Source organism: Pseudomonas imperatae (assembly GCF_057128625.1).
Map to the genome: position 1 here is coordinate 1 of NZ_JBSKHP010000053.1, position 11,198 is coordinate 11,198.

Consider the following 11,198-nt stretch of genomic DNA (forward strand, 5'->3'; position numbering starts at 1 on the left):
GTACCGCACGCCGGTGGAGCATGAAAGGCTGGCGGCGTAGCTCCTAAACAAATGTCCGGGATTGGTTGACCAGATCACTGTAAGTTTTGATACAGAAGGGCGGGCGCCTGCCCCCCCCCCCCCGTCGCGTAGCAGCTGCCGAAGGCTGCGTCTGGCCCGCGCGGTGTGCCAGGTGTTGCGCGGCGCTGGTGACGCGGCCTTGGGCCGCTGCTACGGCACGTGGGTTACCTTGATGCTATCAGCGCATCCACCAACCCCTTCGCGCCCTCTATGTGGTGCAGCGTCGACCACACCAGGCCCTTCTCAAGCGTAGCGCCATCGGTCAGCTCATAGGCCGAGTCGTAGGCGCAGCGCAGCAGGTGTGCCAGGTGGCACAGGGCGTCTTCCAGGCTGATGCCCGGGTTGACGCTGAAAAACGGCTGCTCACGCGAGTCGCGCATGCCGAAGGGCAGCGCTGTGGTTTCCAGGTAATCATTCATGACCAGCTTCCCTTTGAATTAAAACAGCGTGGTGCTCAGGTGATGCTGTGCAAAGGGGGTGGGTCGGGTGTTGGCTTTAGCATGGAGAGACTCCTGATACGTTGAAGGAGCTCCCACTCTCAAGTGACCAAACAAGGGGGTGGCAGCTATGCGAGGGTTGGTCAACCGGGGTATCAGGGACCCGGCGCATCCGAAGACGCCCCGCGCACAGCTGCCATAAAACCTCATGCTGGCGAAACGCGCATGAAGATGGCGACGCTACTGCGCCTGATAACCAGTGGGTGACCAAACCCTGCCGCTGATGAGCAGCGGCGGGCAGAGATTAGTCACCCATGGAAAAGCACGCAAGCAGCCAAATGTAAGCTAATTATTCGATTATCGCAGACGTTGTAGGGATTTTCCTAGGATGATTCCTACGTCTATGTTTCCCGATGTGTCTCACAACTCCTTCTTCATGTGCTTCTCGATCTGCTCCAGGGTCTTGCCCTTGGTCTCCGGCAAACAGAAAAACACAAACGCCAGCGAGCCCACGTTGATCGCCGCGAACACGAAGAACGTCGGGTTGCCCAGCGTGCTCACCGCCACCGGGAACAGGAACGCCACGCTGGCGTTGAACAGCCACTGCATCGACACCGCCACGCCGGTGAGCAGGCCCCGCACCTGCATCGGGAACAGTTCGGACATCAGCAGCCAATACACCGGCGCGATGCACATCTGCATGAACAGCAGGAACACCAGAATGCAGCCCAGCGCCGCGTAGCTTTGCGCAAGGTTCTGCGGCATGAACTGCAGCACGCAGCCCAGCGCCGCCTGCATCAGCACCACGATCACCAGGCCGGTCATCAACAGGTGTCGGCGGCCATAACGGCCGATGGCCCAAATGCCCAGCAAGGTGGCAACCACCGAGACCACGCCGTTGCCGATGGTGGCAGTGAGGGCGGCGTTGGTGCCCATGCCGGTGTGCTGCAAAATAATGGGCGTGTAGTACATGAACGCGTTCACGCCGGTGAACTGCGCGGTAAAGCCCAGGCCCACGCCAATCAGCAGCAGCTTGCGCACCCACGGCTGGCGCAACAGGGCGCCGGCGGAGGCATGGCTGCGGTGCTGTTGATCATGGGCCTTCATGGCCTCGACCTCGCGCTTGGCTTCTGCGGGGGTGTCGCGCAGGGTTTCGAGCACGGCCTGGGCGTCGTCATAGCGGCCCTTGGCGGCCAGCCAGCGCGGCGACGCCGGCACAAAGAACGTGCCCACCAGCAGCAGAAGGCCCGGCACCGTAGCGATGGCCAGCATATAGCGCCAGATGCCCGGGGCGTGCAGCAGCGCCGCCAGCACCGCGCTCAGCACGTAGGCCAGCAATTGCCCGCTGACAATCATCAGCTCGTTTCGGCTCACCAGCCGCGCGCGCTTCGACGGCCCGGCGATTTCCGCGATAAACACCGGCACCGTGGCCGAGCCGCCGCCCACGGCAATGCCCAGCACGAAACGGGCGGCCACCATGAACGCAATCGACGGCGCCACCGCCGTGCCCAGGGCGCCGGCAATGAACAGCACCGCCAGCACTCGCAGGGTCACGCGGCGGCCAAAGCGGTCGGACAGGTAGCCGCTGGCCAGCGAGCCGAACGCGGCGCCGACGATCAGCGACGCGGTGATCATGCCTTCGCTGAGCGGGTTCAGCCCCAAGCCGCCCTGGGCCACGGGCAAGGTCATGAAGGGCAGGGCGCCGGCGATGATGCCGGTGTCATAGCCAAAGGCGAGGGCGCCCATGGTGGCCACCAGCACCGATATCAGGATCAGGCGCTGGGGCGAGCTGTGTTTCTGGGCGGTTTCACCCGTGGGGTGCGACGCGATAGTGCTGGTAGCCATGGGCGGCAGACCTCTCTGGAAACGACGGGGTGCCAAAATGGCTCACATCGTGTTTAGGGGCGTGCCAGAGCGGTTGGTTCCGTTTTTGTGGCTCGGAATGACGTAACGTGATGGGTACAACGTCCGTTGCTAATAAATCCATTTAAATATGGTTTATCGTGAATTTAGGCGTTTAGCGCACACAATACGGGATTTAAAATCGCTGATTGCGCTAAGCTTAAATCCATGGAAATGTGGGCTAACCGAGTCATGCAGATATTGTGGCCAAAATGTTGGATTTAAGCCTGACCAAACCTGCTGAAGTTGTGAAGCGGCTCTGCGAGCGCCTGCGCACCGAACGGCTGGCGCAGCAAATGACCCAGGCCCAGGTGGCTGCGCGCGCTGGAGTTGCAACCAACACCGTGTCAAATCTGGAGGCAGGGCGCAACGTGGGGTTCGAAGCGCTCGTTCGCGTGGCCATGGTGCTTGGGCGTGGCAAGGAGCTTGAGGGACTGTTCCTGCCCAAGCTGGAAAGCATCGATGACATTCGTCGCTACGAGAACAGCGCGCAACGGCAACGCTCGAGAAGGAAAGCCGACAATGCTTGAGAAAGTGGAGGTCTATTACGACGGCTGGGGTGAGCACTGGTTGTGGGGCACGCTGGTTTCGACGAAAGCCGTCACTGGGCGGCCCCAAGTGGTGTTCGAGTACAGCGACGAGGCAAGGAGCAAGGGGTTGGAGTTGTCCTCCTACACCCTGGCACTGGCGGGGGAGAGGTTGCGCAAAGGCTTCGCGCCGCACCAACTGGGGCTGCCAGGCCCTGTGTATGATGCCTTGCCTGACGGCTGGGGCATGCTACTCATGGACCGCCTGTTCAAACGTCGCGGTTTAAACCCCGCACGCATAGGCCCGCTCGAACGTCTCGCTTACATCGGCGGCAATGCCATGGGTGCGATGTCGTTCGAGCCGGTTGCGCCTGAGGTAGGCGAGCCGCTGGCGCCTGTCTCCATTGCCTTGCTGGCAGCCGAAGTACGGGAAGTTCTCAGTGGCGAAGGTGGCGAATTTTTGCAGCGCTTGTTGCTGGTCGGTGGCTCCCCACAAGGCGCCCGGCCCAAGGCGCTGGTTTACCGTGACCCACTGAGCGGGGCATTCACGACCGCTGCCGAGCCGGGATTCGAGGCGTGGCTGATCAAGTTTCCTGCCAGGGAGGAGCATCCCGAAGTATGCGCGGTGGAAATGGTCTATGCCGAGTGCTTGCGCCTATGCGGCATACCGACGCCCGATACTCGGTACTTCAGTTTGCCCAATGGGCTCGCGGCGTTTGCCAGTAAGCGCTTTGATCGCCACGACGGGCTGCGCGTCCCCATGCAAAGCCTTGCAGCCTTCACCGGCGCCGATTTCAGGTCGCCTGGGGCTTTGGACTACGTCAACTTTCTTCGTGCCACGCACCTGTGTACCAACGATGTGCGCGAGAAAGCCCTCGCGTTCGAACGGGCGGTGTTCAATGTGGCGTTCAATAACCGCGATGATCATCCCAAGAACTTTGCCTACCTGATGTCGGCCGCGGGGTACTGGCGCTTGGCGCCCGCCTATGACGTGACGTTCTGCGAGGGACCAGGTGGCTATCATCAAATGGACGTATTGGGTGAGGCGCTCGAAATTGACCGCCAGGCGTTGCTCAAGTTGGCGAACGAGGCAGAGGTGGCTGCCGATGGCGCTGGCCGCCTGATCGACAGGTTTTGCGAGGTGGCTAGGCGTTTCAGGGTGATTGCCGAAACGATGTACCCTGGGGTCATTACCGAGCAAACCTTGCAGACCATCCAGGGTCGTATCAACGACAACGTCGACCTGCTTCGCTGATACCTGCCCCTACATATCCGCCCAAAACCGCTCCGCATGCTCCCCCAACGGCATCCGTGGCCGAAACACGCGGATCTGCGCGGCAATGGCCTGCAAGCCGTGGCCCGCGGCAACCAACCGTCCAGCCGCCACCTCGCTGGCGGCCAGGCTCTCGGGCAGCCACGCCACGCCCTTGGCCTGCAACGCCATCGACAACAGCACCGCGGCCAGGTGCGAGCTGAACACGGTGTCCAGCCGGGGGTGGCCGGGGTGGGCATGCAGGTGCGAGGCGACGATGCGCCCCAGCCCCGACTCGGCGGTGTAGGCCAGGAAGGGCAGGCGCTCAATGGTGTCCAGTTCTGGCGACTGCAGCGCCAGCAGCGCATCACTGCCAATGACCTTGCTCTCGAACAGGCTGCTGTCGAAACGCGGCGGCACCCCGGGGTGCTGGTGGCAGATGAGGAACTGCACCTCGCCACTCAGCAGCAGCTGTTCGCAGGCGGCCATGTTGTCCGAATGCAGGCTGATGCCCTCCAGCGGCGCGCCCTGTTCCATGGCGCGGATCCAGGCAGGGAAGAAGGTGAACGACAGCGAATGGGTGGCCGCAAAATGCAGGGTGCGGCTGGCTTTGCCGGCCACCTGCTGCACGTCGGCGCGCATCTGGTACAGGCGCCGGGTCAGCTCGCGGGCGTTGTCGAGCATGCTGCGCCCCGCTGCGGTCAACGTCGCGCCCTGGGGCGTGCGCTCGAACAGCTCGACCCCCACCCAGCTTTCCAGCGCGCGTATACGGCGGCTGAACGCCGGCTGGGTGACGTGGCGCAACTCCGCGGCCCGCGAGAAATTTTCACTTTCAACCAGGGCGTTGAAGTCTTCCAACCACAGCAATTCCATGAGCGATGCCTTGTACGCATAGGGTTCCCCATTAATAGCATTGGCCCGTTTTTCCCGTCCAGCCGTAGAGTCCCCTCGCACCCCTGGCCTGCCAGGCAAGACAATCAGAGAGGACGCTTTCCATGCGCATCGTCGACATCCGCGAGAAGACGGTTTCCATCGCATCGCCCATTGCCAATGCCTACATCGACTTTTCCAAAATGACCTGCTCGGTGGTCGCGGTGATCACCGACGTGATCCGCGACGGCAAGCCGGTGATCGGCTACGGCTTCAACTCCAACGGCCGCTACGGCCAGGGCGCGCTGATGCGCGACCGCTTCCTGGCGCGCATTACCGAGGCCGACCCCGACACGCTGGTGGACCAGGCCAACGACAACCTCGACCCGTTCGCCATCTGGAAAACCCTGATGACCAACGAGAAGCCCGGCGGCCACGGCGAGCGCTCGGTGGCGGTGGGCACCCTGGACATGGCCATGTGGGACGCGGTGGCGAAAATCGAGGGCAAGCCGCTCTATCGCCTGCTGGCCGACCGTTACCGCAACGGCGTGGCCGACGACAAGGTGTGGGTCTACGCCGCGGGCGGCTACTACTACCCCGGCAAGGACCAGAGCAAGCTCAAGGCCGAGATGCAGAGCTACCTGGACCGCGGCTACGACGTGGTGAAGATGAAAATCGGCGCCGCGCCCCTGGACGAAGACCTGCGCCGCATCGAGGCGGTGCTGGAGGTGGTGGGCGACGGCCGTCGCCTGGCGGTGGACGCCAACGGCCGCTTCGACCTGCCCACCGCCCTGGCCTACGCCGAGGCGATCAAGCCGTACAACCTGTTCTGGTACGAAGAGATCGGCGACCCGCTGGACTACGCCCTGCAGGCCGAGCTGGCCAACCATTACGAGCTGCCCATGGCCACTGGCGAGAACCTGTTCTCGCACCAGGACGCGCGCAACCTGCTGCGCCACGGCGGCATGCGCCCGGACCGCGACTACCTGCAGTTCGACTGCGCGTTGTCCTATGGCCTGGTGGAGTACATGCGTACTCTTGAGGTGATGAAGGAGTTGGGCTGGTCGTCCCGCCGCGTGGTGCCCCACGGCGGCCACCAGATGTCGCTGAACATCGCCGCCGGCCTGCACCTGGGTGGCAACGAATCCTACCCGGACGTGTTCCAGCCCTTCGGCGGCTTTGCCGACGGCATCCGCGTGGAAAACAGTTACGTGGGGCTGCCGGACATTCCGGGCGTGGGCTTCGAGGCCAAGGCCGCGCTGTACCAGGTGATGCGCGAGCTGGGCGAGGGCTGATTCGAGTTTTGCCGTAAGGCGGCCCCTGCACGGGGCCGTGCTTGTCCTCACTACAAAAACAACACTGAGGTACAACCATGAACACGACCACGCGCTGGTACAAGCTGTTGTATGTGCAGGTGCTGATCGGCATCCTGCTGGGCGGGGCGATCGGTTACCTGGTCCCCGACTTCGGCGCCAAGCTGCAACCCCTGGCCGACGGTTTCATCAAACTCATCAAGATGCTGCTGGCGCCGATCATTTTCGGCACTGTGGTGGTGGGCATCGCCAAGATGGGCAGTATCAAGGAAGTGGGGCGCATCGGTGGCAAGGCGCTGCTCTATTTCGAGGTGGTGTCCACCATTGCCCTGGTCATTGGCCTGGTGGTGGTCAACGTCATGAAGCCCGGCGTGGGCATGAACATCGACGTCAGCGCGCTCAACGGCGAAGCCATCAAGGGCTATGCCCAGGCGGCCCACGAGCAGGGCGGCGCGATCAATTTCTTCATGAACATCATCCCCACCACCTTCGTCGATGCGTTCGCCAAGGGGGCGATGCTGCAGGTGATTTTCATCTCGGTGCTGCTGGGCATCGCCCTGGTGCAGATTGGCGCGCCGGCCCAGCCGTTGATCAACGTCATCGACCTGTTGTTGCAGGGGCTGTTTCGCATCGTCGCCATGGTCATGCGCCTGGCGCCCCTCGGTGCGGGGGCGGGCATGGCGTTCACCATCGGCAAATATGGCATCGGCACGTTGCTGTCGCTGGGGCACCTGATGCTGGCGCTGTACCTCACTACGCTGCTGTTCATTGTGGTGGTGCTGGGCGCGATCGCGCGCTGGTCCGGCATTCCGCTGCTGACCTTCCTGCGCTACTTCAAGGACGAGATCCTGGTGACCCTTGGCACCTGCTCCACCGAAGCGGTGCTGCCGCGCATGATGATCAAGCTGGAGAAGCTGGGCTGCCGCAAATCGGTGGTTGGCATGGTGCTGCCCACGGGGTACACGTTCAACTCCGATGGCACCTGCATCTACCTGACCATGGCGGCGATCTTCGTGGCCCAGGCCACCAACACGCCACTGAGCCTGGCGGACCAGCTGGTGGTGCTGGGGGTGCTGTTGCTGACCTCCAAGGGGTCGGCGGGCGTGGCGGGCGCAGGCTTCGTGACCCTGGCCGCGACCTTGTCGGTGATACCGCAGATCCCGCTGGTGGGCCTGGTGCTGTTGTTGGGGGTGGACCGCTTCCTCAACGAAGCGCGCGCCGTCACCAACCTGCTGGGTAACGGCATCGGCACCCTGGCCATCGCCAAATGGGAAGGCGCCCTTGACCTGGCCAAGGCGCAGCAGGAGATCGCCCAGATGAACAAACCACCGGCCCCAGCCCCGGTAACCCCGTAGCAGCTGCCGCCAGGCGGCGTCTTGCGGGAGCACCGCATGGCTTCGGACGCGGCCTGCGGCCGCTGCTACGGGGGTGCGCAAAACCTTCGTAGCAGCTGCCGCCAGGCGGCGTCTTGCTGGGGCACCGCGTGGCTTCGGACGCGGCCTGCGGCCGCTGCTACGGGGGTGCGCAAAACCTTCGTAGCAGCTGCCGCCAGGCGGCGTCTTGCTGGAGCACCGCGTGGCTTCGGACGCGGCCTGCGGCCGCTGCTACGGGGGGGCGCAAAACCTTCGTAGCAGCTGCCGCCAGGCGGCGTCTTTCAGGCGTGATTGACTGCCCGCGGGACGCGGCGTCGTTCCAGTAGCACCGCCGGTTGCACGGGTGTCTCCACGGTGTGCAGCGAATAGCGCTGCAGCAGCGCCGCCAGCGCCTCGGCGTCGTTGAACATCATCACGTCGATGATGGACAGGTTGCCGACAAAGGGGTGCTTGAACTGGCGGTAGCTGATGTCGTCGTCCATGGCCAGGAACTTCAGTTCCAGCCCATGTTCGGCAAAATGCCGGGGGTCGTAGAGGCTGGTGCCGCCCATGGAGTTGATGCAGCGCCGGGCGCCAAACTGCCGGGCGGTGCGGATGACCCGGTCCTGCTTGTCCAGTGGTGCCGGCAGCGTCAGGTCGGAGGCGCGGAAGAATGGCGTGTGAATGCCCAGGTAGGTGCACAGCTGCTTCAGGCTGTGTTCGATGTACAGCGCCAGGTTGCGCTCGGGGTGCAGCACCAGCGCCTCCACCATTGGCATCACATGGGCAAAGCAAGGTGCCTTGGCGTAGTTGCTCCTGATGACGTTCAACAACCGCTGCGCTTCGTCGGCAAAGTTGTCACTGGTCTCGCGTTGATTGATGGCCAATTCGAAGCTGTCACGTTTCAGCGGGAAGGTCAGCAGCCGCGCCTGGCCGCCGACGAGTACGTTATTGCGGTTGACCCAACCCGACTTGATATATTGCAAGTCGTCGCCCAGGACAAATACATCGGCGGCGGCAATCAGTTGGAAGTATCCCAGATAAGGGAATAAATACGGCTGCATCATGGCGATTGACGTGAACATTCAGGTGTCCTCAATTATTTGAATTGTCTGTCGGGCAGCCGTTGCGGCAGTGTTCAGGTGGCAGAGGTGATCAGGCGTTTATAAAGATTGACGCCGATATTCCGGCCAAGCAGCATCAAGGCTTGCAACTTTTGAAGTGGCGAGATGGCGGCCAGGGAAGCAGTAAATACTTGGGTCAGGAAGTATTCGTACAAAGGTTGGTTGTCCAGGCGGTAATAATAGTTGGCGAGCGCCTGGCAGGTCTGCAGACTCATGTGCTGCTTGCGCTTTTCCGAACGCATGGAAAAGATGCCGCCGGGGTGCACCCGGTACGCGGCTGGTTTTATCTGCGCAAGAAACTTGCCCTTGCCGTGGGCGCCCAGCAGCGACCACCAGCACATGTCGCTGAGCGGCGCGCCCTGCAACTCCCGTGGCATCTCGTGGAACACATTGCGAAAACACACGGTCAGCGTGGACAGCTGGCGGCCCTGCTGAAGTTCCAGGGCACTGGCGTCGCGGCGCAGCTTGCCTTGGAGTTGCAGGCCCCGTTCACCGTTGATGTCGAAAGCCATGGCATCGTGGAACGTCAGCACATAGTCGGGGTGGGCCTCGAGGAAGTCGGCCTGGATTTGCAGCTTGGCCGGGTCGGTCCAGTAGTCGTCGCCTTCGCAGTAAGCGATATAACGGCCGCGGGCATGCTGGAATATGTCCGGGATGCATTCCTTGCCTTGCTGGAATTGGTTTTGGGTTTGGTAAAAGGGACGAATAATATCGGGATAGCGGTCGGCATAGTCCGCAAGTATCCGCGCGGTGGCATCGGTGGAGGCGTCATCGTGAACCAGTACTTCAAAAGGGAAGTTGGTCTGTTGAGCGATGAAACTGTCCAGGGTGGCGGTAATAAAAGCTTCATGGTTATAAGTGGGGCAAACAATACTGACGAGCGGGGCAGGGGAGTTGTTATTCATGGTTCGGCTGCTCGGGCATTAGCCTGTAGGTAAGGTGTTTGCATGATATGACCTGCCATTTTCAGGCCTCCCTCTGCGCGTTGTGGGTATAGGTATCGTCGAAGAGGTTGTACCTGTCAACTGATGGGAAGGGTGATTTGTAAAATTTGCGATACGCGGTGTTAGGTAGCCTGCTTATGGTTATATTGACTATGTAAAGTGTCAAAAAAACTGGCTCGGGCGGCGTTAAAGTTATGGCGCCTTAACGCGCGTCTGATCATTGGCGTGGGTTAATTGATCAAGGAGCACTATCGGGGCGGATGACTTGAATCAGCGGCCTGGACTCAGGCCTGCGGAAAACTCGCCAGCTGCGTCTCGGTTACCCGCTTGATCGCCTGGGGCGATTGCCCGAAGGCGCGCAGAAACGCCCGGCGCATGCGTTCGCGGTCACCAAAGCCGCATTCCCGGGCGATGACGTCGAGGGAATGACGGCCCGCTTCCATCATGACGCGCGCGGCCTCCACGCGCAGGTGCTCGATGGCCTTGGCCGGCGACTGGCCGGTCTCTTCGCGGAACAGTCGGCTGAACTGCCGGGGGCTCAGGTGCGCGACGTCGGCCAGGGTGTCCACCGACAGGTCGGTGGCCAGGTGTTCGCGGGCATACAGCAGCGCGCCCTGGATACGGTCGGTCTTGGGGTCCATGTCCAGCAGCGCGGAAAACTGCGACTGCCCGCCCGAGCGCCGGTGGTGCACCACCAGCTTCTTCGCCACCTGCCTGGCCACCGCGGTGCCCAGGTCCTGCTCGACAATGGCCAGGGCCAGGTCGAGGCCGGCGGTCATGCCGGCCGAGGTCCATACGTTGCCGTCGATGACGAAAATCCGGTCCTCGTCCATCTGCACGCCGGGGTAGGCACTGCGGAACGCCCGGGCGTGGGCCCAATGAGTGGTGGCCCGGCGGCCCTGCAACAGGCCGGCGGCAGCCACCACGAAGGCGCCGGTGCACACGGCGGTGATGCGCCGGGACTGGTGCGCGGCGCTGCGCAGGTAGTCCAGCAGGGCGGGTGGGGCGTCGTCGATGTGGTTGTTGCCGATGACGATGAGGGTGTCGTGGTGGGTGTCCTTGAAGGTATCGGTCTGGATGCCGAAGCCCAGGGAGGAGGGCACGATGCCGCCGTGTTCGGAGAGCAGGGTGAGGTGGTAGTGCGGGCCGTGGAGGTCGTTGGCGGTTTCGAAGACGGTGGAGACTGCGAGGCCGAGGATTTGGAAACCGGGGTAGATGAGGAGGGCGATGGTGGTCATGGTGGTGGGTTCCAGATGCTGGGTCAGGTTGCCGGTGATGAAGCTTTTGATCTGCTTTTGATCTGCTTTTGATCTGCTTTTGATCTGCTTTTGATCTGGCTTTTGATCTTGCTTGTGATCTTGATTGTATGCCCCGTAAAGCGCCCGGGCCGACTGGAGGCGTCGATCAACGGGCTGCC

At 62.4% G+C, this 11,198-nt stretch carries 10 protein-coding genes; 4 read left to right on the forward strand and 6 right to left on the reverse strand.

The genetic code is table 11. The features are described from left to right. Positions 1 to 224: 224 nt before the first annotated feature. On the reverse strand, positions 225 to 479 hold the full coding sequence (locus ACWKWX_RS32310) for a DUF3077 domain-containing protein (RefSeq protein WP_483829898.1): 255 nt from the start codon (positions 477 to 479) through the stop codon (positions 225 to 227). 438 nt (positions 480 to 917) lie between these two features. Continuing rightward, positions 918 to 2,342, reverse strand: coding sequence for a sugar porter family MFS transporter (locus tag ACWKWX_RS32315; protein ID WP_483829899.1), 1,425 nt, complete (start codon positions 2,340 to 2,342; stop codon positions 918 to 920). A 269-nt stretch (positions 2,343 to 2,611) separates the two neighbouring features. Between ACWKWX_RS32315 and ACWKWX_RS32320 the strand changes: the two genes are divergently transcribed. Then, on the forward strand, positions 2,612 to 2,929 hold the full coding sequence (locus tag ACWKWX_RS32320; protein ID WP_416424989.1) for a helix-turn-helix domain-containing protein: 318 nt from the start codon (positions 2,612 to 2,614) through the stop codon (positions 2,927 to 2,929). Then, positions 2,922 to 4,181 (forward strand): type II toxin-antitoxin system HipA family toxin, encoded by a 1,260-nt coding sequence (locus ACWKWX_RS32325; protein ID WP_483829900.1) that lies wholly within the window; start codon positions 2,922 to 2,924, stop codon positions 4,179 to 4,181. The genes ACWKWX_RS32320 and ACWKWX_RS32325 overlap by 8 nt, the downstream gene beginning before the upstream one ends. A gap of 9 nt (positions 4,182 to 4,190) precedes the next feature. Here the strand turns inward: ACWKWX_RS32325 and ACWKWX_RS32330 are convergent, their stop codons facing one another. Continuing rightward, a complete protein-coding gene (locus ACWKWX_RS32330) occupies positions 4,191 to 5,051 on the reverse strand; it encodes a LysR family transcriptional regulator (RefSeq protein ID WP_416424987.1) in 861 nt (286 codons plus the stop codon). A 122-nt stretch (positions 5,052 to 5,173) separates the two neighbouring features. Here ACWKWX_RS32330 and ACWKWX_RS32335 point away from each other — a divergent pair, with 122 nt between their 5' ends. Both ACWKWX_RS32335 and dctA read left to right on the forward strand, forming a co-directional pair. Further along, a complete protein-coding gene (locus tag ACWKWX_RS32335; RefSeq protein ID WP_416424986.1) occupies positions 5,174 to 6,343 on the forward strand; it encodes a mandelate racemase/muconate lactonizing enzyme family protein in 1,170 nt (389 codons plus the stop codon). 77 nt (positions 6,344 to 6,420) lie between these two features. Further along, entirely contained in the window at positions 6,421 to 7,716 is a 1,296-nt protein-coding gene (dctA, locus tag ACWKWX_RS32340) for a C4-dicarboxylate transporter DctA (protein ID WP_483829901.1), read from the forward strand. Positions 7,717 to 8,015: 299 nt separating this feature from the next. Here dctA and ACWKWX_RS32345 read toward each other — a convergent pair whose 3' ends face one another. From ACWKWX_RS32345 to ACWKWX_RS32355, 3 genes are all read right to left on the reverse strand, one after another. Further along, positions 8,016 to 8,798, reverse strand: coding sequence for a WbqC family protein (locus ACWKWX_RS32345; RefSeq protein WP_483829902.1), 783 nt, complete (start codon positions 8,796 to 8,798; stop codon positions 8,016 to 8,018). A 53-nt stretch (positions 8,799 to 8,851) separates the two neighbouring features. After that, a complete protein-coding gene (locus tag ACWKWX_RS32350) occupies positions 8,852 to 9,742 on the reverse strand; it encodes a glycosyltransferase family 2 protein (protein ID WP_483829903.1) in 891 nt (296 codons plus the stop codon). A gap of 323 nt (positions 9,743 to 10,065) precedes the next feature. Next, positions 10,066 to 11,019 (reverse strand): GlxA family transcriptional regulator, encoded by a 954-nt coding sequence (locus ACWKWX_RS32355; RefSeq protein WP_483829904.1) that lies wholly within the window; start codon positions 11,017 to 11,019, stop codon positions 10,066 to 10,068. Positions 11,020 to 11,198: the final 179 nt, after the last annotated feature.

Excerpts from the sequence above, each read along its gene's own strand:
- ACWKWX_RS32325 (WP_483829900.1), top strand. The coding sequence starts at position 2,922 with ATGCTTGAGAAAGTGGAGGTCTATTACGACGGCTGGGGTGAGCACTGG.
- ACWKWX_RS32345 (WP_483829902.1), bottom strand. The coding sequence starts at position 8,798 with ATGTTCACGTCAATCGCCATGATGCAGCCGTATTTATTCCCTTATCTG.
- ACWKWX_RS32335 (WP_416424986.1), top strand. The coding sequence starts at position 5,174 with ATGCGCATCGTCGACATCCGCGAGAAGACGGTTTCCATCGCATCGCCC.
- ACWKWX_RS32330 (WP_416424987.1), bottom strand. The coding sequence starts at position 5,051 with ATGGAATTGCTGTGGTTGGAAGACTTCAACGCCCTGGTTGAAAGTGAA.
- ACWKWX_RS32355 (WP_483829904.1), bottom strand. The coding sequence starts at position 11,019 with ATGACCACCATCGCCCTCCTCATCTACCCCGGTTTCCAAATCCTCGGC.
- ACWKWX_RS32320 (WP_416424989.1), top strand. The coding sequence starts at position 2,612 with ATGTTGGATTTAAGCCTGACCAAACCTGCTGAAGTTGTGAAGCGGCTC.
- ACWKWX_RS32315 (WP_483829899.1), bottom strand. The coding sequence starts at position 2,342 with ATGGCTACCAGCACTATCGCGTCGCACCCCACGGGTGAAACCGCCCAG.
- dctA (WP_483829901.1), top strand. The coding sequence starts at position 6,421 with ATGAACACGACCACGCGCTGGTACAAGCTGTTGTATGTGCAGGTGCTG.
- ACWKWX_RS32350 (WP_483829903.1), bottom strand. The coding sequence starts at position 9,742 with ATGAATAACAACTCCCCTGCCCCGCTCGTCAGTATTGTTTGCCCCACT.
- ACWKWX_RS32310 (WP_483829898.1), bottom strand. The coding sequence starts at position 479 with ATGAATGATTACCTGGAAACCACAGCGCTGCCCTTCGGCATGCGCGAC.